Source organism: Streptomyces sp. NPDC020747, from assembly GCF_044334695.1.
In the GTDB taxonomy this organism is placed as follows: Bacteria; Actinomycetota; Actinomycetes; order Streptomycetales; family Streptomycetaceae; genus Streptomyces.
Genome location: NZ_JBIRTJ010000008.1, coordinates 248,406 through 273,106, shown reverse-complemented (window position 1 = coordinate 273,106; position 24,701 = coordinate 248,406). Strand labels below are relative to the sequence as shown.

Here is a 24,701-nt window from a genome sequence, read left to right as displayed (position 1 = left end):
AGCACCGGCACCGTTCACCTTCACCGGATGAGTGGTGGACGCCCGGTGTTCACTCTCCGGCCGTACGGCGTTCGAGGCGGGGGCGAACTCTGGCCGCTGTCACCGAATTCGTGCCTCAGGAGGCCCCATGTCCCCGTACGCCGCAGGCCGGCGCAGCGTCCACCGTTCCGTCGCCGCAGGCGTGCCGCTCGCCCTGCTGGCCGCGCTCACGGTGGCGGGCACCGCGGTCGGTGCGCCCTCCGGGGAGGCGCGTGTCACGGGTTCCGCGACGCTCGGCGACATCCCGCTCGGCACGTTCAGCAACGCGCTGCTACCGGGCACGGTGGGCGACGACCGGGGCGTGGATCTCGGCGGCATCGGCAGCGACATCTACCCCGCGGGCCGCAAGGGCGAGTTCTGGACGGTCACCGACCGTGGCCCCAACGGCCAGATCAAGGTGGCCGGCGAGAAGCGCCGCACCTTCCCCGTGCCCGGCTTCGATCCGGCGATCGTGAGGATCCGAGTGTCCGGTGGCACCGTGAAGGTGCTGGACGCGATCCCGATCACCACCTCCTCGGGGAAGCCCGTCACGGGCCTGTCCAACCAGAAGGGACGCGACGAGTCGCCGTACTCCTACGACGCGAAGACACCACTCTCGTACAACCCGAACGGTCTGGACACCGAGGGAATCGTGCGGGCCGACGACGGCAGCTTCTGGCTCGTCGACGAATACGCGCCTTCACTGATCCATGTCTCCGCGCGCGGGAAGGTGCTCACCAGGTACGTGCCCAAGGGGCTGGCCCTGAAGGACGCGGGCTACCGGGTGGTCGAGGCACTGCCCGCCGTCCTGCTGCACCGGAAGATCAACCGCGGCTTCGAAGGGCTCGCCCAACTGCCGGGCGGGGACCTGGTGATGGCCGTGCAGAGCCCGCTGTCCCTGCCGGACACGGATGCGGGCGAGGCCTCGCTGACGACACGTCTGCTGCGCTTCTCGACGAAGAAGCGGGCGGTCACCGCCGAGTACGCGTACCGGTTCGACCCGGTGAACGTCGTCGATCCGAGCGAGGACGACACCTCCGAGCTGAAGATCTCCTCCGTAGTGGCCGTCGGCCGCGACCGGCTGCTCGTCGAGGAACGCACCGACAAGGCCGCCCGGCTGCAGGTGGTGAAATTGACCCGCGGTGCGGACATCCTCGGGGACAAGTGGGACGACGACACGGCATCCCCCTCCCTGGAGCAGCTCGACGACCCCGCGGCTTCCGACGTTCCGGTGCTGCGCAAGCGCCTTGTCGTCGACCTGGGCACGGTGAAGGGAGTGCCCGGGAAGATCGAGGGCGTCGCGCGCGTGGATCACGACACACTGGCGCTCATCAACGACAACGACTTCGGGATGACGGACGGGCCGGAGGCTTTCGACGCCCAGGGACGGCTGGTGGACAGCGGCATCGAGACCACCGTGACGTACGTACGGCTGCCGCACGGGATCTGAACTGCCGCCCCCGCTCGACGTTTTCACACCTCCACGCGTGCGTGGCTCACATCCACGCGTACGTGCCTCACATCCACGCGTGCGTGGCTCACGTCAGCGGTTTGGTGAGCTTGCGCTTTCCGGCTCCGACGTCCGCGGCCAGACTGCAGGCGACCTTGTCTATGCCGAGCTCGAACCCCGTGGGGTCGGGATATTGCACCAGAGTGCCCCGCACGGTGCCGACGGGCTGCTTGGCCGCCTTGGTGTCCAGGGGTTTCGCGCAGAGAGCCGATGCCGCCTTCTTGAGGGCGGCATCGGTCGTGTACGTGCCCTCCAGTTCGGCTACCTTCACCACCTCGGCGTCGTGCGCCGCACGGCACGAACGCTTCGCGGCCTGCCCCGGCTTGGTGTCGTCGATGTTGAAGCAGTCGCCGGTTCGCAGCATGTAGTACGGCACCTCGTCGCCCGCGAGGGACGGCAGGAACGAATCCAGGTCGGTCGGGACATCACTGGGCAGGCCCGACGGCACCTTGGTGGGCAGGGAGGGCAGTTCGCTGGGCAGCTCCGAAGGGATGCTCAGCGAAGGCGACGGCAGTCTCCCTGTCGTGGAGTCGCTCTCCGAGGGCGACTTCTTGCCGGAGGAGCCGTCGTTGCTGGTGGTCACCAAGGCAATCGCGGAGACGGCTCCGAGGGCCACGATCGCGGTCAGCACGAGGAACAGCACCCGGCGGCGCGGTCCAGGGCCACCCGATGGCCCCGGAGGCGGTGGCAGAGGTGGCGGTGGCGGTTGCCAGCCTCCTCCTCCGCCGCCGCCCTGCCACGGCGGACCGCTGCCTCCAGGCGGAGGGCCGTAGCCCTCCGGAGGAGGTCCGAAGCCTTCGGGCAGCGGGCCGAATCCACCGCCGCCCGGAGGAGGCGTGTTGTCCGGCGGCCGAGGAGGCTGGGGCGGTAAGGGCGGCGTGGCCATACGGTCAAGAGTCGCCTCGAACCGGTCACGATGCGACCCCTGCGCGGAACTTGATACGGACTCATGGCGTGGATCGCATGATTCCGCACAGGAGTCCCCGGGCCGTGCTCCGGTCGAGCTCCGCCTCGCCGGGTTCCTACCGATCGGGTTCCTACCGGCCGGGTTCCTACCGAGCGGAACGAACGGGAGCAGTACAGAAGCCGTACAGAAGCCGTACGGAATCAGCCTCGGGCGCCCAGCAGGTGGTCCATGGCCAGCTGGTCCAGGTGCTCGAACGCCATCCCGCGCGCGGCGGCCGTCTCGGCGTCGAAGTCCTCGAAGGCCGCGCGGTCCGCGAGCAGTGCCTGGAGGCCGTCGGCGGCGGTGGGCTGCGCCAGTTCGTCCAGACGCGAGGCACGCAGCGCCTCCTGGACCTCGGGGTCGGCCCTGAAGGCAGCCGTCCGCTCGCGCAGGATCAGGTAGTTGCGCATACAGCCGGCGGCCGACGCCCACACGCCGTCGAAGTCCTCGGTCCGCGGCGGCTTGAAGTCGAAGTGCCTCGGACCCGCGTAACCGGCCGTCTCCAGGAGGTCGACGAGCCAGAACGCGGACCGCAGATCGCCCGCTCCGAAGCGCAGGTCCTGGTCGTACTTGATGCCCGACTGGCCGTTGAGGTCGATGTGGAAGAGCTTGCCCGCCCATAGGGCCTGGGCGATCCCGTGCGTGAAGTTCAGCCCGGCCATCTGCTCGTGGCCCACCTCCGGGTTGACTCCGTACATCTCGGGCCGCTCCAGGCGCTCGATGAACGCCAGGGCGTGACCGACCGTCGGCAGGAGGATGTCGCCGCGGGGCTCGTTCGGCTTCGGCTCGATCGCGAAGCGCAGGTCGTAGCCCTGGGAGGTCACGTACTCGCCGAGGAGGTCGAAGGCCTCCTTCATGCGGTCGAGCGCGACCCGTACGTCCTTGGCTGCGCCGGACTCGGCACCCTCACGCCCGCCCCAGGCGACGTAGATCTGCGCGCCCAGCTCCACGGCCAGGTCGATGTTGCGGATCGTCTTGCGCAGGGCGTAGCGGCGTACGTCCCGGTCGTTGGCGGTGAAGGCGCCGTCCTTGAAGACGGGGTGCGTGAACAGGTTCGTGGTGGCCATCGGCACGGTCATGCCGGTCGTGTCGAGAGCCTGGCGGAAGCGCTTGATGTGCGACTCGCGCTCGGTGTCCGAGGACCCGAAGGGGATCAGGTCGTCGTCGTGGAAGGTCACTCCGTAGGCGCCGAGCTCCGACAGGCGCTGGACCGACTCGACCGGGTCCAGGGCGGCCCTGGTGGCGTCGCCGAACGGGTCCCTTCCCTGCCAGCCGACGGTCCACAAGCCGAAGGTGAACCTGTCCTCGGGGGTGGGCTGGTAGTTCATGCCGCGGCTCCTTGCTTGCTCCGACTATTTCGTCATGGCACTTAACAAATTAGTATGCGGAGGCATCTCTGGGAAGAGACAAGATGTCCTCGAACGGGGACGAGGAGTGGAAGCCGTGCCGCGCGGGCCCGGATCCACCCGGAAAACACCAGGTCAGATCCCGCGGAGCCGCGGAAGAGGGAGAGCCCGATGTCAGCAGCCGAGGGTCCGCTCGTCGTCGGCGTGGACACGTCCACCCAGTCCACCAAGGCCCTGGTCGTGGACGCTGCCACCGGCGAAGTCGTGGCGAGCGGCCAGGCGCCGCACACCGTCTCCTCCGGAGCGGGTCGCGAGAGCGATCCGCGGCAGTGGTGGGACGCGCTGTGCGAGGCGCTGCACCAGTGCGGGGACGCGGCACGCGAGGCCGCGGCGGTGTCCGTGGGCGGCCAGCAGCACGGGCTCGTCACGCTCGACGCCCAGGGCGACCCGGTGCGCCCGGCCCTGCTGTGGAACGACGTGCGCTCGGCGCCGCAGGCCCGCCGACTCGTGGAGGAGCTGGGGGGCCCGAAGGCCTGGGCCGAGCGCACCGGCAGTGTGCCGGGCGCGTCCTTCACCGTCACCAAGTGGGCATGGCTCGCCGAGCACGAGCCGGACTCCGTGCGTGCGACCGCCGCGGTGCGACTCCCCCACGACTACCTCACCGAGCGCCTCACGGGGCTGGGCACGACCGACCGCGGCGACGCCTCCGGTACGGGCTGGTGGGCGTCCGGTACGGAGGCGTACGACGAGGATGTCCTCCGCCATGTGGGGCTCGACCCCGCCATGCTGCCCCAGGTGGTCCGGCCCGGCGAGGTCGCCGGAACCGTGCGCGACGGCGGTGACCTGCCCTTCTCCAAGGGCACGCTGGTCGCACCCGGCACCGGTGACAACGCCGCTGCGGCACTCGGGCTCGGGCTGCGCCCGGGTACCGCGGTGCTCAGCCTCGGCACGTCCGGAACGGTGTACGCGGTCTCCACACGCCGCCCCGCCGACCCGACCGGCACCGTGGCCGGCTTCGCCGACGCGCGCGGCGACTGGCTGCCGCTGGCGTGCACCCTCAACTGCACGCTCGCCGTGGACCGTGTCGCCGCTCTGCTGGGCATCGACCGCGAGGCCGTCGAGCCGGGCACGAGCGTGACGCTGCTCCCCTACCTGGACGGCGAGCGCACTCCTGACCTGCCGCACGCCTCGGGCCTGCTGCACGGACTGCGGCACGACACGACACGCGGTCAGCTGCTCCAGGCCGCGTACGACGGGGCGGTCCACTCACTGCTCGGCGCACTCGACCTGGTGCTCGACGAGGACGCGGACCGTTCGGCACCGCTGCTGCTCATCGGCGGAGGCGCGCGGGGCACAGCCTGGCAAGAGACCGTACGACGGCTGTCTGGGCGGCCCGTCCAGGTGCCCGAGGCCAAGGAACTGGTGGCGCTCGGTGCCGCCGCACAGGCGGCGGGTGTGCTGACCGGCGAGGATCCGGCGGCGGTGGCCCGGCGCTGGGACACGGCCCGCGGGCCCGTGCTGGACGCCGTGGAGCGCGACGAGGCGGCGCTGGCGCGGATCGCCGGGGTACTCTCCGACGCGGCGCCGCTACTGGAGCGGGAGGCTGGTCAGCGCTGATGCCCGCGCCCGAGGTGGCGGGCCGATCAACATCGGCGGCCCCCTTCCGGAGGCACCACCACACACACGGAAGATCGGCGCGCACGGACAGAACAGCCATGAGGCGACCGGCCGGACGAGGACTGACGGAGGCATGACCGCACCGCTGCACGAGGCCCATCCCAGCAGTCCCGGCCGTCGGCTGCCCGATACGCAACAGGGCATGCGGCGCCGCAACCTCTCGCGGGTGCTGCACACCGTGAACGCCGAGGGGCCGCAGTCGCGTGCCGCCGTCGCATCACGCATCGGCCTCACGCGCGCGGCTGTCTCCACGCTCGTGGACGAGCTGATCCGCTCAGGGCTCCTTGAGGAGCTGGGTCCCGAGCGGCCCGAGCGGCCCGGGCGGGTCGGGCGGCCCGGCTCGGCGCTCGCCCTCAGCGGGCGCGGCCCGGCGGGAATCGGCGCCGAGGTGGGCGTCGACCATCTCGCCGTGTGCGCGGTCGATCTGCGCGGCCAGGTACGGGCGCGAGCGGTACGGCACGGCACCAACCGCGGCCGGTCGCCCGAACCGGTGCTGCGGGAACTGACGCGGCTGATACGGCAGGTCGTCGCCGAGGCGGCCAAGGAGGGTCTGCGGCCCGCGGGACTCGCTGTCGCCGTGCCCGGCCTGGTGGCGCGCGACGCCCGGACCGTGGTGCGCGCCCCCAACCTCGACTGGCACGACACGGACCTCGGCGCTCTGCTGCCGGACGAGGTCCCGCTGACCGTCGACAACGAGGCGAACTTCGGCGGACTGGCCGAACTCTGGCTCAACGAAACCGCGCCGCGCGACTTCGTGCACGTCTCCGCCGAGATCGGCATCGGCGGGGCGGTGGTCGTGGACGGACGGCTGCTGCGCGGGACGCATGGCTTCGCGGGTGAGCTGGGGCATGTCCCGGTGCGCCCCGAGGGGCCTGCGTGTGCGTGCGGCGGGCGCGGCTGTCTGGAGCAGTACGCCGGCGAGGAGGCCGTCCTGCGCGCGGCCGGCCTGGAACCGGGCGAGGACCGGGTCGGCCTGCTGGCCGAGCGGGCGGCGCAGGGCGACAAGAACGTGCGCCGGGCCCTGCGTGACGCCGGGACCGCGCTGGGCATCGCGCTGACCGGCGCCGTCAACCTGCTCGACCCCGAGGCCGTCGTACTGGGCGGAGCACTGTCCGGACTCGCGCCGTGGCTGCTGCCGTCGCTGGAGCGGGAGTTGGCCCGCAGGACTGCCGGTCCCGCCTGCGCGGTGTCCGTCTCCCGGCTCGGCCCCGAGGGCCCGCTGTTGGGTGCCGCACACTCGGTCGTGCGGGCCGTGATGGACGATCCGGCGGCGGTGGGTGGCCGCGGGGCGGCGCTGAATGGCAGCGGGGCGTAGGGCACGCCGAAGACGTCCTTGACCTCCTGGACGACTCAGGCTCGGGCTTAGGCGGTTCTCGGGCTCGGGCGGTTCTCGGCCTGGTCTTCAGCCCCGTCACAGCCCTCCCTTCGCTGCGCCCCGGCTCCTCAATCCCCCTTGTGGGTGGCGGAGTTATCCACAGTCACAGTGTTGTCCACGGACCTGAGAGCGTTCCTCCTCCCCAACCGGCGAGAGCCGTACCGTGATTCACGCGAGACGCCACCGTCGGGCGAACAGGACGGAGGCGTGTCCGGGCTGACGGCGCCGGTGTCGTACGTGGATTCGGTCGCCGCTGCCTGGATGATGGCCGCAGTGGTGGTGCTCGTGGTGCCGCTGCGACGTCGTCCGCCACCCTTCGGCAGAACGGAGCTGTGCACCATGAGCGACCCGCGGATCCTGACCGTACGTCCCGAACCCGGCGAGTACGCCTGGACGTTCGGCGGTGCGCCGCCCGTGGCGCGCATCGCACCGGGCACGGTCCTCGACCTCTTTACGGAGGACTGCTTCGCCGGACGGGTGCGGTCGGAGAAGGACCTGGTGTCCGAGGTGTGCGAGTTCCCGTTCCTCAATCCGCAGACGGGCCCGTTCCATGTGGAGGGCGCGGAGCCGGGCGACACGGTCGCCGTGCATTTCGTGTCCATCGAGCCGGCGCGGGACTGGGCCGCGTCGACGACGGTCCCGCTTTTCGGCGCGCTCACGTCCACGCACACCACGGCCACGCTGCAGCCTCCTCTGCCGGAGACCGTGTGGATCTGGCAGCTCGACCGGGCGCGCCGCACCGCGCTGTTCAGCGCTCGCGACAGCGACATCCGGATCGAGCTGCCCATGGACCCGATGCACGGCACCGTCGGCGTGGCGCCCGCCAACCTGGAGGTGCGCTCCGCTCTCGTACCGGACGCGCACGGCGGGAACATGGACACGCCCGAGATGCGGGCCGGTGTCACCTGCTATCTCGGAGTGAACGTCGAAGGGGCGCTGCTGAGCCTCGGTGACGGGCACGCGCGGCAGGGTGAGGGCGAGACCTGTGGGGTCGCCGTCGAGTGCGCGATGAACACCGTGGTGATCGTCGAGTTGCTCAAGGGGGTCGCCACCCCGTGGCCTCGTATCGAGTCCGACACCCACATCATCTCGACCGGTTCGGCACGCCCCTTGGAGGACGCGTTCCGCATATCGCAGCTCGACCTCGTGCAGTGGCTGGTGCGGGACTACGGGTTCAGCGAGCTGGACGCCTACCAGTTCGCGACCCAGACCGTCGAGTCGCCGCTGGCCAATGTCTGCGACACCAACTACACGTGCGTGGCCAAACTGCGCAAGGAATGGCTGCCCGAGCGGGAGACCCATCGGGGCCTGCACGCCCGCCTGCGCGAAACCGCCGCCACGCTGGGCCGTTGAGTCGTCCCGCCTCCGCACTGGGCCATTGCTCATCCCGCCGCCACAGACACCGCCACCGTCTCGACGGCCACCACCGCGACTTCGCGCAGGCACCCGCTACCGCTGCCACCCCACTTCCCTCACTGAGAGGCAATCTCATGGACCGAGCCAAGTTCCCGCCCATGGCCCTTCCCAGCCGACGGCGTCTGCTGCAGAGTGCGGCTCTCGCTACGCTCTCCACGGCGTTACTGCCCACCACGCGGGCAGGCGCGAAGCCCCAAGGGATCGACTATCCACCGTCCGAGTGGTCGCCGGCGAGCACCTCCAACTACACGATCGCCAACCGTCCGACGAGCCATCCGGTCGACTTCGTGATCATCCACGTGACGCAGGCGACCTACTCGGACACCCTCGCCATCTTCCAGAACCCGAAGAAGAAGGTGTCCGCGCACTACGTCGTCCGGTCGGCCGACGGTCACGTCGCACAGATGGTGCGCGAGCGCGACATCGCCTGGCACGCGGGCAACTGGGACTACAACACCCGCAGCATCGGCATCGAACACGAGGGCTGGGTGGACAAGCCCGCGTACTTCACCAACGCGATGTACGAGGAGTCGGCGAAGCTCACCGCGGCGATCTGCACCAAGTACCGGATCCCCAAGGACCGTTCGCACATCCTCGCGCACTACGAGGTGCCGGGCAGCGACCACACCGATCCCGGCCCGCACTGGGACTGGACGCGCTATATGAGACTGGTCAACTTCGCCTGACCAGCCGTTCGTCGAAAGAGGACCGAAGGAAGACCGAAAGAAGGCCGAAGGAAAGTCGAAACAGAGCCGAAGGCGGGTCGAAGAAGGGGAGTATCGGAAGCCACCACGGGTTGTGGTGGGGCCGGACCCTGAGTGGCCGCGGCACTTGTCCGCATCCGCCACCGGAGTGACGATGTCCCCAGCCGCACAGCCTTCCGGGGAGGCCGAGTTGACCGATCCATGGGTGGCCCTGGAACCGGGTGCCGATCCCGTCGAGCGGGTGCGCGTCCTGCGCCGCGCCCACGAGACGTTCACGGAGGCGGGCACGGTCCCGCGGCCGGTGCGGTCCGTGGTGGCCGACTCGTGGCGGCGTTCGGCGCGGGCCGGGGTGGGGCCTGACGGCTCCGCGTGTGTGGAGCTCACGGACGGGGACCTCGGGTCCTATCGGGCAGAGCACCCACTGGCACGGGTGATGCCGCTGTTCCGGGAACTCATGGGGACGTTCGCGGCGGACGGCGAGCACCTCCTCGCGGTGTGCGACGCGCAGGGCAGGCTGCTGTGGGTCGAGGGGCATCCCGGGACACGGCAGAAGGCGGACGGGATGAACTTCGTTCCGGGCGCCCGGTGGGCGGAGTCGGCGGTGGGCACGAACGCTCCGGGCACGGCGGTCGCGCTCGACCGGCCGGTGCAGGTGTTCGCGGCGGAACACTTCATCCGGAGCGTCCAGCCGTGGACGTGCGCGGCGGCTCCGGTACACGATCCGCGTACCGGACGGCTGCTCGGCGCGGTGGACATCACGGGCGGGGACGGGCTGGCGCATCCGCACAGTCTGGGTTTCGTGCAGGCCGTGGCCCGTGCCGCGGAGTCACAGCTGGCGCTGCTAACTCCGGCCCCGGCCACGACCGACGTGCTCGAACTGAACGCTCTGGGCCGGGACGAGGCGCTGCTCGTCGCGGGCGGCAGCAAGGTGCGTCTGAGCCGCAGGCACAGCGAGATCCTGGTGCTGCTGTCCCGGCACCCCGAGGGACTGACCGGCGACGAGTTGCTGTGCGCGCTGTACGAGGACGAGTCGGTGACGCCGGTGACGTTGCGCGCAGAGCTGGCCCGTCTGCGCCGCCTCCTCGGGGCGGGGGCGCTCGGTTCGCGGCCGTATCGGCTCACGGTTCCGGTCGAGTCCGACGTCGAGGTGGTGGAGCGCAAGCTCGGTGTCGGCGCGGTCATGGCGGCGGTGGCGGCGTATACCGGGCCCTTGCTGCCCGGTTCGCAGGCCCCCGCGGTGGTGCGGCTGCGCCGCCGGCTCGCCGACGGGCTGCGCGCGGCGCTCGTCTCCGGCCGTGACCCGGATCTGCTGGCGGACTGGGCACACGCGCCATGGGGCGAGGACGACCTCGACGCGTGGCGGGCGCTGGCGACGATACGGCCGACGCCTCCGGTACGGGCACGCCTGGAGGAGCTGGAGGCCGAGCAGTCCGCGAGCCGAGGCCGGGCTCCGCGGCGCTGAGGGCCACCACGCTCACAGCCACGAGACACGCTCACGGCAACGGCAACGGCAACGGCAACGGGGCACTCTCCGCCTGGCCCCACCCTCATTTTCCGTATGCCCACGCCCAAAGCCGACACCCAACGCCCGCACCCCGCAAGCCAGTACAAGCCTCAACCCACATCCCCGCCCCGCAGCCAGGCGAGCGGCCGGCGGCCGCCGGTGCAACGTACCTGCAACCTCCGCGCACCTACCCTCGCGCCGAGAGCCGTCCAACGGCGGGCGGTCCTTCCACGGGAGGCAGAGCACATGACCCGTTACGCGGCGCCCGGCACCGAGGGCGCGATCGTCTCCTACCAGGCGCGGTACGACCACTTCATCGGCGGCGAGTACTCGCCGCCGGCCCGCGGGCAGTACTTCGAGAACCCGAGTCCGGTGAACGGACAGCCCTTCACGGAGATCGCGCGGGGCACGGCGGAGGACGTGGACCGCGCGCTCGACGCGGCGCACGCGGCCGCTCCCGCCTGGGGCCGTACGTCGGTGACCGCACGCGCCGACGTCCTCCTCAAGGTCGCCGACCGGATGGAGGCGAACCTGGAGAAGCTCGCGGTCGCGGAGAGCTGGGAGAACGGCAAGCCGATCCGCGAGACGCTGGCGGCCGACATCCCGCTCGCCATCGACCACTTCCGCTACTTCGCGGGAGCGATCCGCGCCCAGGAGGGCTCGCTGGGCGAGGTCGACGACGACACGGTGGCGTACCACTTCCACGAGCCGCTGGGCGTCGTGGCGCAGATCATCCCGTGGAACTTCCCGATCCTGATGGCGGTGTGGAAGCTGGCCCCGGCGCTCGCCGCGGGCAACGCGGTCGTCATCAAACCCGCCGAGCAGACCCCGGCATCGATCCACTACTGGATGAGTCTGGTATCGGATCTGCTGCCGCCGGGCGTCGTGAACATCGTCAACGGCTTCGGGGTCGAGGCGGGCAAACCCCTCGCGTCCAGCCCGCGCGTGGCGAAGGTCGCCTTCACCGGCGAGACCACGACGGGGCGGCTGATCATGCAGTACGCCTCCGAGAACATCAAGCCGGTGACGCTCGAACTCGGCGGCAAGTCGCCGAACATCTTCTTCGACGACGTCTGGGCGCGGGACGACGACTTCCGGGACAAGGCGCTCGAAGGCTTCACGATGTTCGCGCTGAACCAGGGCGAGGTGTGCACCTGCCCGTCCCGGGCGCTCGTCCAGCAGGGCCACTACAGCGAGTTCCTCGACGCGGCGGTCGCCCGTACCGAGCTGATCAAGCCCGGCCATCCGCTCGACACCGAGACGATGATCGGCGCCCAGGCCTCCAACGACCAGCTGGAGAAGATCCTTTCCTACCTGGACATAGGCCAGCAGGAGGGCGCGAAGGTCCTGACGGGCGGTCACCGTATCGAGTACGACGGTGAGCTGGCGGGCGGTTACTACGTCCAGCCGACGATCTTCCAGGGTGACAACCGGATGCGGATCTTCCAGGAGGAGATCTTCGGCCCGGTCGTGTCGGTCACGTCGTTCGCCGACTTCGACGACGCCATCAAGATCGCCAACGACACTCTGTACGGGCTCGGGGCCGGTGTGTGGACGCGGGACATCAACACGGCGTACCGCGCGGGCCGTTCGATCCAGGCGGGCCGGGTCTGGACCAACTGCTACCACGCGTACCCGGCGCACGCGGCGTTCGGCGGCTACAAGCAGTCCGGCATCGGCCGCGAGAACCACAAGATGATGCTGGAGCACTACCAGCAGACGAAGAACCTCCTGGTGTCGTACTCGGCGAAGAAGCTGGGCTTCTTCTAGAGGCCCGAAAAAAGGCGCCTGACCTGGGATTTTACCCAGGTCAGGCGCCTTCCTCTCGACCCGTCCGAGGCCAGGACCGACTTACGCCATGACTCCCAGTCCCTCCCACCGCTGTCCCGCTCCTGACCAGTACTTCCGGACCAGTCACGGACCAAACCCCGACTCACCCTTCAGACGCGCGCTCGGCCAACGCCTCATCGACGGTACGTGGAAGGCGATGTGGCTGGGAATCTCTGAGAGGTTTTTGGGTTCAATTAGCACATTGATAGATACATTTCGGGTGAGTGTCTGCCTGAGTGGCGAGTGAGACGAAGACCTGACTGTTGCGCCCTCTCTACTCCTGTTTCGTCGCGCAGTCCTCCGCTCGGCTCCTACTGCCCCGGCCGGCCGGTCCCGCGCTCTGACCGGCGGTCCGGGGGCTGGGCCACCCCGGAGACATGAGCGAACGCCGCCGCCATCCCAGCGACCTGTCCGACGCCCCATGAGGTGTTGGTCGAACCACTGCTGACCAGGTGGCGGACGGAGCAGGCCCGGCACGGCCTGAACATCGAGCATCCGTCCCTCCACGACCTGCGCGGCATCCTCGATGTCATGCTCTACCTGGCCCGCACCGGCATTCCCTGGCACTACCTCCCACATGACTATCCGCACTGGAACACCGAACACCGTCTACCAGTACTTCGGTCGCTGCGAGAAGGTCGGCATCTTCGAACACCTCAACGCCCTGCTACGGCGGCGCGTCCGCGAGGGCGAGGGCCGTCGGCCGAACCGGCGCCACGATGATCGACGCGCAGAGCAGCAAGACCTCCACCAGCGGGCCCACAGCCGACCAGGGCGTCGATGTCGGCAAGAAGATCGTCAGCCGCAAACGCAACATCGTGATCGACACGACCGGCCTGCTGCTGACAGCTCTCGTGACCGCGGCGAGCGCACAGGGCTCCACCGCGGGCGAGACCCTGCTCAACCGGATCGCCTCGGCACGCCACGCCATCCGCAAAGGCTGGGCGGACCGCGGCTACCGCGAGTACCTCGTCGACCACGCAGCCCGTCTCGGCATCGACCTCGAAATCGTCCGCCGCGTTCCCGGCACCCGCGGCTTCACCGCGCAAACACGCAGGTGGGCAACGGAAGAACGCTCGGCCGACTGATGCTCCACCGCCGTCCGGCCCGCGACCACGAAACCCTCCCGGCCCGCTCAACCGCCACGATCCACATCGCGATGATCGCCCTGATGGCCCGCCCCCTCACCAGAGAATCCACTCCAACTCGACCAGGACTCTGACAACTCGTCAAAGCCGCATCCAGGATGCAACATTGGGGGGAAATGCCTTCTCAGCGCAGAGAAGGTTCAAGATCCGCAGCCGGGTACGACGGAGGCCATTGTCGGCCGTGCCACCGGGGCCCTGGATCGCCCCCGGGCCGCCCTCTTCAGCCGCTACGACCGGGACGGGACACTGCGGCTCGTCGCCCGCACCACCCCGCCGCATCCCGAGGTGGCCCGCCGTCTCGGCGACCTGCTGACCGCGGCCAGACCCGGTCACCCCTGGGAGGGCATGCACTTCACGACGCCGCGGGGATCGCGTACCCCGCTCGACGCGATTCTGGTCGAGCCGGACACGGTCGCCGAGATTTACGTGGACACCGCCCGAGATCAGGGAGATTGGCGGCATCCATGCCATCATCACCGACGCCTCGCGGACCACCGCGCCTCCCCGCCCTGATCGGCGAGGTCGAACGCCGTAGGCCTACGCGGTGACCGGCACATGGCATGAAAATCTATCTATAAAAGAATTTGACGGTTAGGGTGACCGCACCGGCACACTTCGCCACCACACCCGTCACCAGCGCTTCCCTCCCCGCCGCACGCCGAAGGACCACCCATGACCACCAACATCAATCCGGTCATCCCCGGCTTCTATCCGGATCCGTCCGTCTGTCGTGTCGGCGAGGACTACTACCTGGTGAACTCCAGTTTCGAGTACTTCCCCGGGGTCCCGGTCTTCCACAGCCGCGACCTCGTGCGCTGGGAGCAGATCGGCAACGTCCTCGACCGGCCGAGCCAGTTCAACGTGGGGCTGGGCCGGGAGCGAGCCAGCGCGGGCATCTACGCACCCACGATCCGCCACCACGACGGCGAGTTCTGGATGACGACGACGAACCGCGAGGACGTGATGAAGGGGCACCTGATCGTCCGGGCGAGCGACCCCGCGGGCGAGTGGAGCGAGCCCGTGCACACCACCGGCGCGATCGGCATCGACCCCGACCTCTCCTGGGACGAAGCCGGCACCTGCTATCTGACCTGGGCGTTCCCTGGAGCGATCAGTCAGGCCGTCGTCGACCCGAGGACCGGCAAGCTGCTCTCCGAGCCGCGTGTCATCTGGAACGGCACCGGCATGGCCCACCCGGAGGGCCCGCACGTGTTCCGGCGCGGTGCGTACTGGTACCTCCTGGTCGCCGAGGGCGGTACCGGACCCGGTCACGGGATCTGCGTCGCCCGCTCCGACTCCCCCTCCGGCCCCTGGGAGTCGAACCCTGCCAACCCGGTCCTCTCCCACCGCAGCACCTCGCACCCGGTGCAGAACACCGGCCACGGTGACCTCGTCGAACTGCCCGACGGCTCCTGGGCGATGGTGCACCTGGGGGTGAGGCCGGGCGGATCGTTCCCCCCGGCGCACGTCAACGGCCGCGAGACCTTCCTCACCGGCGTGGACTGGGTCGACGGCTGGCCCGTGATCGTCGAGGACCGGTACGACGTCCCGCAGGCGCCCACCGCCTTCACCGACGACTTCGAGGGCTCGGACGCCTCGGACGCCGGGCGGCTCCACCCGCGCTGGATCGCGCCGGGCACGGACCCCCGCTCCTTCGCCGTGCCCGTCCCGGGCGAGGGCCTGCGTCTGTCGGCCGGCCGGGCGGCCGGGGCCCGGGACGCCGAGCGGCTGCTCGCGGTACGGGCCCGCGACTCCTCCTGGACCGCGACCGCCACCGTGCCGCAGGGCGACGTGGCCCTGGTCGTACGGATCGACGACGCCCACTGGGCTGCCGTGCAGCGCCAGGGCACCACCGTGACGGCGCGCGCGGTCGTCGGCCCGTTCGACCAGGTGCTGGCCACCGCCGAGGGCGTCCCGGCGGACGCCCCGCTCGCCGTGCGCTCCGTCGCGAACACCGAGCGGTACAGCTTCGCCAAGGGACCCGACGACCTCCACCTCGGTCACCTCGTCGACGGCGAGTTCCGTACGCTCGGCACGATCGACGGGCGCTACCTCACGACCGAGGTCGCCGGCGGCTTCACCGGCCGGGTGATCGGCGTCGAGGCCCTGGGCACGGACGCCCTGCTAATCCGCTTCACCTACACCCCCGACCCGGACCCGGTACCGGCGTCCGCGATGCCGGTGTCACCCCCTGCCGACTCCTGAGGTGAGCGCGGGGCCTGCGGTCACCCGACCGGGTGACCGCAGGCCCCGCGGTCAGCCGGTCGCCGGCTTCGCCCGCGGCCCGGATTCCGCCGCGGGCGCCAGCATCCACGTGAACGTCTCGGCGATCGCGGCGAAGTCCACCGTGGGGTCGTGCATCCACTGGATCTGGAGGCCGTCCAGCACCGCGAGCGCGTCCTGACCAGGTGTTCGGCCGGCCGGTTCGTCGGTGCGGATGCCGCCGGTTCGCTGCTGTTCCTCGAAGTCCCGCGTGACCTCGGCGGCGAGGGTGCGGTAGCGGTGGTGGAAGTAGCTGTGCGCGGGGCTCTCCGGACCGGTGTCCGCCGCCGAGAGCGTGACGTACAGCTTGGCCGGCCAGGGGTGACCGGTGGTGTGCCGGGCGCTGGCCGCCATACTCTCGACCGTGTTCTCGCGCCGGGCGCCGCCGACGGTCGCCCTGCCCACCACGGCCCGCCGCCCCCGCACCACGAGCAGCGGGTTGTCGCGGGTGGGGAAGTAGTACGTCAGTGCAGGCTGCGTGCCCCCGACCCGGTCGGCGATGTCCTGGAGGGAGCGCGTTCGCCGTGCCCGTCGATGGCCTCGTAGGCGGCCTGGAGGATCTGTTCCCGGCGCTCGGCGCTCTCGCGGTAGAGGCCGCGCGGCTCTCGCTGGTTCGCCACCCGCCAGACCGTACGTCATGACGTACGCCCGCAAGACGGCGTACTGCCTGGGCTGTTGAGGAACAGGTCATCGCGGACCGCCCGGCACCGGCACCGTCGCCGCGCAGGAGCGGGCATCGGCGGCGAGTGTCCGGCCAGGACCATGAAGTCGCCGGGCTCGATGCCGCGACGTCCGTCGGCCAGGGTGCAGTGGAGCCGCGTCGCACCGTGGAGAAAGGGGGCGCATGAACGAGATTTCCATGGGGCACACGAGCCCGCCCCAGACCGCGAACTCGGCTGCCTGAAACGCAACTCGGAGGGTTGGACCATATCTGTCGGTGTCGGCATCTGTCGGTGTCGGCCGCTCTGCAAGGAGCCGAGCAGAGGTGGAGTGGCGGTTCTGCGATGAACGGCCCTCTCCTACCAGGTGAGTTGGTCGGGCTTGCTACCCCTGACAAAGGCGTTGGGCGTGGACGATCGTGCGCTCGACGACGTATCGGAAGATGCCCGGGCCGGTTCCGTGGGAAGGAGGAGTTGGGTGACGTCGTTACGGTTTCCGCCGGTCAGCGACGCGGCGAGCGAGATGCCCTGCCCATCGACGATGAACTGGTGCTTGCTGCCCGGCCGTCCACGGACGACCGGGCTGGGTCCGCTTTTGGGCCCCTACGGGCAGCTCGCACGTGCGAGGAGTCGATCAACTCCCGGGACCAGTCCAGGTGGTTCCTCGAGCGCAGCTTCTCCAGCAGCACCACATGGAGTTGGTCCCAGACGCCGGCCTCGTTCCAGGCGGCCAGCCGTCGCCAGCAGGTCATGCCCGAACCGAAGCCCAACTCCTGCGGCAGGTACTCCCATTGGATGCCGGCGTGCAGGACGAACAGAATCCCGCACAGGGCCTGCCGGTCCGGCACTCGAGGTCGGCGTACCCGTTCTACGCGTCAGCTCCGGAAACATCCGCAGGGACACCCGCGACCCCGCGCACCGCTTTGCCTCCGTGCCGCTCTGGGGACCACGAGTTCAGGGGTGGCCTCGATGCCGCTCAACGACTGCCTCACCGGAATCTCCGCCCTCTCAGGAGTGTCGGTGATAGGCCTTGTTGGCGATGCGCCAGGTGTCCTGGGCGCGGACCAGCAGGAAGATGTCGGTGAAACTGTCCGCGCCGTGCGAGAGCGTCATGGTTGCGGTCGCGACGGTGCCGTGGACGTCGATGGCGTCGATGCGGCGGGAACGGGTCGGTTCGTCCGGGGCCGGCCGGCCCTGGAAGAAAGCGCAGTACTCGTCCAGGGGCCACGAGACGAATGCCCCGTCCCGGATTCCCTCGATGTGGGCGGTGGGCAGGAACGCGTCTCGGAAATGGATGGGATCCCCGGTGGCGTGTCCGCGGATGTAGGCGCGGAGCGGTTCGAGCACGGCGTCCGCCACGGCAGGGACCGTGGCGGCGACGGCGATGTCGGCCTCAGGGTCGGCAGGGGTGTCGGCCAGGTTGGCTGCGCTGCGCAGGGGGGTGTTCGACGCGGCGGCCAGCAGAGCCATGTCCTTGGCCAGCGCACCAATCGTGAAGTCGGCCGTGCCAGCGGCCGACTGGCCGGAGAGGAAGGGTCGTTTGCGGGCCGCGAGCCCGCCGAGTTGGCCGAGTTCGAGGACGTCCAGCACCTGGGCGCGGGGCAGTCCGAGGGCGTCGGCTTGCCGCAGCGAGTCACGCAGCGCGAGAACGGCACCGGCGAGGCTGTTGTTGGCGATCAGCTTGAGCGCGGCGGCGGTGGAGGCGTCGACGACGCACCGCACGGTGCCCAGCGCTTCCAGAACAGGTCGGACTCGATCGAGCGCGTCTTGGTCGGCGGCGGTGAGGATCTGCAGGGCACCAGCGGCGGCAGCGGGCACAGAGCCGAGTACCGGCGCATGGACGTAGGACGGGCCGAGTTGCCGGGCCAGTTCCGACGCTTCGGCGGGGGCGATGGTGCTGGTGTTCAGCACCATCGCATCCGGTCGCAGCGAGTCCCGGACGTCGTCGAGCACCTGCCGGCAGGCCGGACCGTCGAACAACGCCAGGAGCACGAGGTCAGCCTTCGCCGCGGCCTCGTTCGGATCGCCGGTCATCTTGACGGCGCCCGATGCGCGCCCGGAGCGTGTCCAGCCGACGACGTCCCAGCCCTGGGCAGTCAGTCGTGTCGCGATCGCGCCGCCCATGCGCCCCAGGCCGAGGACGGCGATCGTGTGCGGTGTGGTCATGAGCGCCACAGTGGTGCACGGCGATGGCTGCGACAAGCGCAGATTTTGCAGGCCAGCCCTGCGGGATGCGCATATCGGCTGGTCATACTGGTTCCATGGAACTGACGGTGTGGCGGACCTTCGTGACCGTGTGCCGGCTCGGGTCACTGTCGGCCGCGGCCGCGGAGCTCAATCACACGCAGTCGGCCGTCTCCCGGCAGATCGCCGGGCTTGAGCGGCAGCTCGGCGTGCCTCTGATGGAGCGCCATGCGCGCGGTGTGCGTCCGACACCTGCCGGCGAGGTGTTCCGGCGCCACGCCCTGGCCACGCTCAACGAGGCCGACCGCGCCGTTCGTGCCGCACGAGACGTTCGTGACGGGGCGTATGACCGGCCGTTGGTGGTCGGGGCGACCCCCTCTCTGGCCGCCGGGATCGTCCCCGAGGCCATCCGGAGCCTGCTGGAGCGAGCCGGATCCATCCGGTGGAGCCTGCTTCCCGCCCTGAGTGCACAACTGCACAACCGCGTGATCGCCGGCGATCTCGACATCGCCGTCGTCACCGACGCACCGCCAGGGCTCCCCGATGACCCGCGGGTCGACCGACGGTTCCTCGGGCTGGACGACATGGTCGTCGTCCTGCCCGTCGGCCATCCGCAGGCCGGGGGCGGCCCGGTGCACATGCGGACGCTGGCCGACCAGACCTGGGTCGAGGACAACGACGGCTCGGCGGCACTCCTGCGCCAGCACGCCGCCCGCGCCGGAGTCAGCGCCCGCATCGACCTCACCGCGGCCGATCTGCTCGGCAAGCTGGCCCTGGTCGCAACCGGCCACGCCATCGCGCTGATACCGGGGGTGCTGACGTGCGCGCTGCGGACCGACGTCACCGCAGTGGGCCTCGTCGATCCCCCGTCCCGCGGCATCTACACGATCACACCACGCCGCGACCCCCACCCCTGGGCAGCGCCCCTGCTCGACCAACTCTCCACAGCCTTCGCGGGGCCTCGGCGCCGATCGAAGTGATCGGACGGGATCTCGTGAACCGCCTACGAGCCAACTCGCGAACGGCGCGTTATTCGCGAGCCGAGGAATCGGTGCGGCCGTAGAAGGCGTCGGCGTAGCGCTGAGCGGTGTCGGGGTTGAGACCGAAAATGGCGGCGACGTGGAGTGGATCCGGAATCCCGACGGCTTCGGCTTCGTCGAGAATGCGGTCCTGGCGCAGTCTGCTGAGGGGCGCTTGCCGGTCACGCACGGAATACCGGAGCCAAACCCTACTCACGGGCTCGGTGTCAACGCTGTCTCCTCCTCACGGTGGTTCGTGCCCGCGACGACGGCGGTGGGCCGGTCAGGACGGGTCGCCGCCGAGGGCTCGGTAAATGGCTGTGGTGTAGGCCGCGGCCCGCTGTGAGCCGAGGATGCTGGCCCCCATGTTGTTCATGACGTAGCTGATGGTCATGCGCCGGTCGAGGTCCATGATCGCCATCGAGCCGCCCCAGCCTCCCCAGAACGCGATTCGGCCGTCAGGGATCCAGGGCAGGGTCCGCCGATCGGGCAGTGCGTATCCGATGCCCCACCTCAGATGCAGTCCGTTGACGAGGTCCGCGCCGCTGGACTGCTCGTCGAAGATGAGTCCGATGGTGCCGGGTTTGAGGAGTCGGCCGTGGGCGGAGGCGCCTGCACGGGCGAGAGGGGCGAGGATCTCGGCCACCGACAGGGCGTTGCCATGGCCGTTGGCCGCGCCCAGGTCGGCGGCACGCCAGGCCGGGGTGTTGGCCGCGGTCGCGCTGAACGAGGGACCGGTGAACGTCCTGTACGCCACGGAGTCGTGATCGAGTGCCGAGGGATCGAAGTCGGGCGCCGGCGCGATGACGTCGGCGACCCGTTCGAGGTCGGCGTCGTGCAGCCCGATCTGGAAGTCGGCGCCGAGTGGCTGGACGAGGTGCTGGTGCACGAAGTCGCGCAGCGGCAGGCCGGTCAGGCGGTACACCAGCTCGCCGACCAGATGGCCGTAGCTCAGGACGTGGTAGCCGGAGGCCGAGCCGGGCTCCCACCAGGGCGTCTGGGAGGCCATCCGGGCGGCCGCCGCGCGTACGTCGTACAGGTCCTCAAGCCGCGCAGGGTGATCCAGGCCGGACACACCGGAGGTGTGTGACAGCAGGTGCCGTACCTCCACGTGCTGCTTGCCGTTCGCGGCGAACTCGGGCCAGTAGCGGGCGACGGGCGCGTAGAGGTCCAGTTCGCCGGCGTCGACGAGCAGCAGGGCGGCCAGGCTGGTCACGGTCTTCGTGATCGACCACACATTGGTGATCGTGTCGCGCTGCCAGGGCTGTGTGCGTGCCGCATCGCGATGCCCGCCCCACAGGTCCACCACCTGCCGGCCGTCGACATCGACGACCAGCGACAGGCCCACTTCGGCGCCGCTGCGCAGTTGGTCCTCCACGGCGTCGCGGACGGGCTCGAACGATGTGCTGACGGTTCCGTTCAGTTCGGTCATGCCGACAGCTTCGAACCCTGACCCCAGTGTCAAGGTCAAGCGGTAACTTGGAGGTGTGCGTATTGGCGAACTGGCCGCACGAGCGGGGGCGTCTCCGCGGCAGGTGCGGTTCTACGAGGCGAAGGGCCTGATCACCTCGGCCCGTGGACCCAACAACTACCGTGACTACAGCGAGACGACGCTGGGCCGCGTCCAGCAGATCCGCGAACTGCTGAACGCCGGCCTGTCGACGCAGGTGATCCGCGCGATCCTGCCCTGCCTGGAATCACCGCGCGACCCGATCGTCTTCGAAGGCGTCACACCCGAGACGGTGGCGGCACTCGAACACGAGCGTGACAGGCTCACCGAGCGCATCGACGTCCTGGCCCGCAACCGTGACGCGGTCGCCGACTACCTCGCCGAACTCCAACAGCGCTCGGGCTGATCCACCGCGGCACCCCCGGTCGAAGTCCTGGCGAACGCTGGGCAGTTGACCTCGACTGCTCCAAGATCCCCGACAGAGTCAAGCTGAAGCCTGCTCCAGAAGGGCCGATAGAGTCGTTCGAAGCCAGTTCAGCCTTGCGCCGGCGGCAGGCGGCGTACCGCAGCTCCTTTTGTCAGCCCGCGAAGCGGGAAGCCCGGTGGCAGCAGGGGCGCTGCCAAGGCGGTGATTTCCGAGAGTTCCGCGCGGTGTCGCGGTAGCGATGCCCACAGTCGACGCTGCACTGCTGCGAACCGGTCTGCCTCGGCGTTCGAGTACGGGCGCTGCCGCTCCCCTTCCAGCACGGCCGCAGCACCACCTTGTCGGTTCCTCAAGGCGCGGACTTCCCGGTCGGTCACTGTGACTGTGTGCACTGCCGGATGGTGGTCGAGGGTCGCTGCGAGCGCGGCAAGCGCTCGGTAGCAGCGATCGTGTCCATGGGAGGTGGTGAAGCGGGACGGCAGTCCGTGTTCCAGGCCGAGGGCGAACCGGTGCGCGGTGCCCTGGCGGCTGTCGGCCGCGCGTACGGCCAGGAGCAGCATCGCGACCCGATAGCCTGCGGCCCGGAATCGGGAGGCTGCAGCCAGCAGGTCTGTGCTGGTGGCCGGCGCCGCCTCTATCACCACATCGGCCCTCCGGTTTCGGAGCCATTCCTCTGCCGAGTTCTGCCACGCCCGGTAGTCGGCTCGCAGCAAGGCTCCTGCCGTACGCGGATGTTCGGCGAGCAACTGGGCGTAGTCGGGGTGGAATGCGCGGAAGTCTTCGCTGGACACGCGGACAGCACCTGCACGCATGGCGCGTTTCACCTGGCTGGAGGCTGCTGTCTTCCCGGCCCCGGGTTGTCCCACCACGTAGACCGCCACCGGGTGGCGTCGGGGCTCGGGGGCACCGAGATGGAACGGAACGATCAGGTCTGTGAAGATGCGTTGGTGTTCTGCGGGTGGGAGCCGGGGACAGCTGGCTCCTCGGGGAGCGGCCGGATCGGCGCAGCCATGGCGGAGCAGTGACACGGCCCATCGGAGGTTGTGGCGGATGTCCTCGGCAACGGCCGTCCGGCGTGCCGGTCCAGGGGTGTTGTGCGCGATTTCCCCGACGTGCCCGAGGGTGGTGCGGAAGCGCTGGGCTTCGGTGACGGTCCACGGCCGGGTCCGCTCGGCGCCCACTGCTTGGGCGGCGCGTGGCGGGTGCGACCAACTTCCGTTCGGCGTCAGCCGGTTCAGGTATCGAGTGCCGTTGGCACCGATTACTGTCACGAGGTTCGCCAGTCGCTCGGCTTCGATGATGCGCAGGACTTCGGGCAGTTCTCGGGAGCAGCGGTCGTGGTTCTGCGCTGACACGTAGCGGCCGGTCCCGGTGGCCTGCACCTGTTGGAGGTAGCGGTGCAGTACGGCGAGGCTGCTGAGGGCCTCCGGAACCGCGAGCACGGCCAGTTCGACTCGGTGGCCGGCACGCCGGTAGGCGCCGACCGTGGTGCGGGCCTCCTCCGGGTCGGCCAGAGCCGTCTCGATGACGGCGTCCAGCCGGTGGCGGCGGGTGTAGTCCTCCACCTCGGCCTGCCAGCGGCGTGTGTCCGGGCGCGTTCGCACTCCGGCGCTGCGGTCGTCGATCGCCAGAAGGGTGGGATAGCAGGGGTGGACCCGTTTGTAGTCGTCGCTGCCGATGCGCACCGCGCCGCCGCGCTGGGCCAGCGCGTGGTGCACCAGCTCCGCGAAGGTGGATTTGCCGGCGCCGGGCTGACCCGCCACGAATACCGCGACCGGGGAAGTCTGGGCGATGGCACGCCTGGTCACGGCGGGCAAGATCGTGGTGATGAGCAGGTTGCGGTGTCGCTCTTCGGTGAGCACGGCGGGGACGAACCCTCGTTCACCGCCACGTGGCCGCGTCAATCGGCGTCCCAGGCTGTGGGCGCCGCTGCTCGACGCGGACTCAGTTCCGCAACTTGCCAGGGGTTGGGGCGTCGGGGACCGCGGAGTGCGATCGCGGAAGTGCGGTAGTCATTCGGTATCGGGATCCGCGGAGCGGAGTTCGGCGCGCAGCAGCCGGGGTTCGGGACCAGGGCTACGGCCTTGCACGCTCCAGGTGTGGGCGTCGGCGAGTGCGTCCTGCACGTCGACCCACGCGTCCTGGGAACCAATCGGGTCGATGGTGCACAGGACAAGCACGCCCTGATTGATCTCCTGGATCCGGGATGCGCCACCCGTGAGGTCCGCGAGCCGGGCGGCGAGTGCCGCAGCGCGCCCTGCCAGGACCGCATCCACTCCTCCCCCTCACATCGCGACGATTACTGCACGTATCGCTAACCGATTAGCGTGCCGTTAACCGATTAGCGTGTCAAGAGTTGCAAGGAGTAGCGAGTTCCTCTCCGGGAGTAGGCATTGCCCACTGCGGACTATCAGCGCATCGCCGAAGACCTGCGCAGGCGGCTAGCGGAAGGAGAATGGTCCCCGGGTGAGCAACTGCCGCCGCGGGCCCAGCTGGCTCGCGAGTACCAGACCAGTCCGTCCGCGATCCAGCGGGGCCAGGAACTGCTGATCGACACCGGCGTGCTGGAGGGGCGCAAGAGCGTCGGCGTCTTCGTCCGTGCCCCGCAGGCGCGCATGGCGCTGCCGGTGCTGCTGCCGATTCCGGACGCGATCCGGCAGGCCGGGCTCACCCCGGGTATCGAGTACCGGTCGGACGTCAAGGTCCCGGCTCCAGAGCCGATCGCCCGGCGACTGTCGGTCGACGTCGACACACTGTGTGTCCGGACCCGCTACGAGTATCTGGGCAACGCCCGCCCTCTGGCCCTCGGCGAATCGTGGGAGCCGATGGCCCTCACCCATCGCACCCCCGTTCTTCTGCCGGAGGACGGACCGCTGGCCGGTACTGGCGTGGCTCGCCGGCTGGCCTCGGTCGGCGTCCGGGTGTGCCATGCCCAGGTTCGTACGCACGCCCGGCACCCGAACGACCATGAGGCACTGCGGCTCGGGATCACCCGACGCACGCTGATCGTCAGGCTGGATCGGACCCACCTGGCTGACACGGGCCAGCCGGTCGAGACCGCCACCTTCCTTCTCCCACAGACACGCTGGGAACTGGTCTACGACGTCCCGGTGCCGGCCTGCGATTCCGTCGGTGACGCGCTTCGCCCGCAGGGAACCGATGGTCATGCTGCTGGGACCCGACGGGCGAGACAGGGTGACACCCCCCGCGGGCGGTGACCACTGCGAGG

At 69.9% G+C, this 24,701-nt stretch carries 20 protein-coding genes and 2 pseudogenes; 12 read left to right on the top strand and 10 right to left on the bottom strand.

The features are described from left to right. The first annotated feature begins 127 nt into the window (after positions 1 to 127). The gene (locus ACH4YP_RS22610; protein WP_398492054.1) at positions 128 to 1,468 is read left to right on the top strand and encodes an esterase-like activity of phytase family protein; all 1,341 of its coding nucleotides are present in this window, start codon (positions 128 to 130) and stop codon (positions 1,466 to 1,468) included. 88 nt (positions 1,469 to 1,556) lie between these two features. On the opposite strand, the gene ACH4YP_RS22605 is transcribed toward ACH4YP_RS22610, so the two are convergent. Together ACH4YP_RS22605 and xylA are read right to left on the bottom strand one after the other, a co-directional pair. Further along, a complete protein-coding gene (locus ACH4YP_RS22605) occupies positions 1,557 to 2,159 on the bottom strand; it encodes a hypothetical protein (RefSeq protein ID WP_398492052.1) in 603 nt (200 codons plus the stop codon). Positions 2,160 to 2,635: 476 nt separating this feature from the next. Continuing rightward, entirely contained in the window at positions 2,636 to 3,802 is a 1,167-nt protein-coding gene (gene xylA / locus ACH4YP_RS22600; protein ID WP_398492050.1) for a xylose isomerase, read from the bottom strand. 189 nt (positions 3,803 to 3,991) lie between these two features. On the opposite strand from xylA, the gene xylB reads away from it, so the two are divergent. From xylB to ACH4YP_RS22560, 8 genes and pseudogenes are all read left to right on the top strand, one after another. Continuing rightward, positions 3,992 to 5,437 (top strand): xylulokinase, encoded by a 1,446-nt coding sequence (gene xylB / locus ACH4YP_RS22595; protein WP_398492048.1) that lies wholly within the window; start codon positions 3,992 to 3,994, stop codon positions 5,435 to 5,437. A 133-nt stretch (positions 5,438 to 5,570) separates the two neighbouring features. Further along, the gene (locus tag ACH4YP_RS22590) at positions 5,571 to 6,812 is read left to right on the top strand and encodes an ROK family protein (protein ID WP_398492046.1); all 1,242 of its coding nucleotides are present in this window, start codon (positions 5,571 to 5,573) and stop codon (positions 6,810 to 6,812) included. 399 nt (positions 6,813 to 7,211) lie between these two features. Then, positions 7,212 to 8,225 (top strand): acetamidase/formamidase family protein, encoded by a 1,014-nt coding sequence (locus ACH4YP_RS22585; RefSeq protein ID WP_398492222.1) that lies wholly within the window; start codon positions 7,212 to 7,214, stop codon positions 8,223 to 8,225. A 137-nt stretch (positions 8,226 to 8,362) separates the two neighbouring features. Beyond that, positions 8,363 to 8,974, top strand: a complete 612-nt coding sequence (locus ACH4YP_RS22580) for a peptidoglycan recognition family protein (RefSeq protein WP_361054133.1) — start codon at positions 8,363 to 8,365, stop codon at positions 8,972 to 8,974. Positions 8,975 to 9,146: 172 nt separating this feature from the next. Further along, a complete protein-coding gene (locus ACH4YP_RS22575; protein ID WP_398492043.1) occupies positions 9,147 to 10,454 on the top strand; it encodes a GAF domain-containing protein in 1,308 nt (435 codons plus the stop codon). 288 nt (positions 10,455 to 10,742) lie between these two features. Further along, on the top strand, positions 10,743 to 12,266 hold the full coding sequence (locus tag ACH4YP_RS22570; protein ID WP_398492041.1) for an aldehyde dehydrogenase family protein: 1,524 nt from the start codon (positions 10,743 to 10,745) through the stop codon (positions 12,264 to 12,266). 437 nt (positions 12,267 to 12,703) lie between these two features. Then, positions 12,704 to 13,548: pseudogene (locus ACH4YP_RS22565) on the top strand (IS5 family transposase). 598 nt (positions 13,549 to 14,146) lie between these two features. Then, positions 14,147 to 15,679 (top strand): family 43 glycosylhydrolase, encoded by a 1,533-nt coding sequence (locus ACH4YP_RS22560; RefSeq protein ID WP_398492039.1) that lies wholly within the window; start codon positions 14,147 to 14,149, stop codon positions 15,677 to 15,679. Positions 15,680 to 15,730: 51 nt separating this feature from the next. On the opposite strand, the gene ACH4YP_RS22555 is transcribed toward ACH4YP_RS22560, so the two are convergent. From ACH4YP_RS22555 to ACH4YP_RS22540, 4 genes and pseudogenes are all read right to left on the bottom strand, one after another. Continuing rightward, complete coding sequence (locus ACH4YP_RS22555; RefSeq protein ID WP_398492038.1) at positions 15,731 to 16,090, bottom strand: hypothetical protein; 360 nt, start codon at positions 16,088 to 16,090, stop codon at positions 15,731 to 15,733. Between the two features lie 110 nt (positions 16,091 to 16,200). Next, on the bottom strand, positions 16,201 to 16,356 hold the full coding sequence (locus ACH4YP_RS22550) for a hypothetical protein (RefSeq protein ID WP_398492036.1): 156 nt from the start codon (positions 16,354 to 16,356) through the stop codon (positions 16,201 to 16,203). Between the two features lie 507 nt (positions 16,357 to 16,863). Continuing rightward, positions 16,864 to 17,252: pseudogene (locus tag ACH4YP_RS22545) on the bottom strand (IS5 family transposase); the annotation flags it as partial. Between the two features lie 151 nt (positions 17,253 to 17,403). Beyond that, positions 17,404 to 18,561 (bottom strand): nuclear transport factor 2 family protein, encoded by a 1,158-nt coding sequence (locus tag ACH4YP_RS22540; protein WP_398492035.1) that lies wholly within the window; start codon positions 18,559 to 18,561, stop codon positions 17,404 to 17,406. Positions 18,562 to 18,656: 95 nt separating this feature from the next. Between ACH4YP_RS22540 and ACH4YP_RS22535 the strand changes: the two genes are divergently transcribed. Beyond that, a complete protein-coding gene (locus ACH4YP_RS22535; RefSeq protein WP_361073225.1) occupies positions 18,657 to 19,559 on the top strand; it encodes a LysR family transcriptional regulator in 903 nt (300 codons plus the stop codon). A 49-nt stretch (positions 19,560 to 19,608) separates the two neighbouring features. Here ACH4YP_RS22535 and ACH4YP_RS22530 read toward each other — a convergent pair whose 3' ends face one another. Beyond that, positions 19,609 to 19,788, bottom strand: a complete 180-nt coding sequence (locus ACH4YP_RS22530; RefSeq protein ID WP_361073222.1) for a hypothetical protein — start codon at positions 19,786 to 19,788, stop codon at positions 19,609 to 19,611. 93 nt (positions 19,789 to 19,881) lie between these two features. Continuing rightward, positions 19,882 to 21,030, bottom strand: coding sequence for a serine hydrolase domain-containing protein (locus ACH4YP_RS22525; RefSeq protein WP_398492032.1), 1,149 nt, complete (start codon positions 21,028 to 21,030; stop codon positions 19,882 to 19,884). 55 nt (positions 21,031 to 21,085) lie between these two features. Here ACH4YP_RS22525 and ACH4YP_RS22520 point away from each other — a divergent pair, with 55 nt between their 5' ends. Next, a complete protein-coding gene (locus tag ACH4YP_RS22520) occupies positions 21,086 to 21,454 on the top strand; it encodes a MerR family transcriptional regulator (RefSeq protein WP_361073216.1) in 369 nt (122 codons plus the stop codon). Between the two features lie 128 nt (positions 21,455 to 21,582). Here ACH4YP_RS22520 and ACH4YP_RS22515 read toward each other — a convergent pair whose 3' ends face one another. Together ACH4YP_RS22515 and ACH4YP_RS22510 are read right to left on the bottom strand one after the other, a co-directional pair. Beyond that, positions 21,583 to 23,280, bottom strand: a complete 1,698-nt coding sequence (locus tag ACH4YP_RS22515) for a zeta toxin family protein (protein WP_398492030.1) — start codon at positions 23,278 to 23,280, stop codon at positions 21,583 to 21,585. Positions 23,281 to 23,484: 204 nt separating this feature from the next. Then, the gene (locus tag ACH4YP_RS22510; protein WP_361056727.1) at positions 23,485 to 23,748 is read right to left on the bottom strand and encodes a hypothetical protein; all 264 of its coding nucleotides are present in this window, start codon (positions 23,746 to 23,748) and stop codon (positions 23,485 to 23,487) included. 117 nt (positions 23,749 to 23,865) lie between these two features. On the opposite strand from ACH4YP_RS22510, the gene ACH4YP_RS22505 reads away from it, so the two are divergent. Beyond that, positions 23,866 to 24,690 (top strand): GntR family transcriptional regulator, encoded by an 825-nt coding sequence (locus ACH4YP_RS22505; protein ID WP_361056724.1) that lies wholly within the window; start codon positions 23,866 to 23,868, stop codon positions 24,688 to 24,690. Positions 24,691 to 24,701: the final 11 nt, after the last annotated feature.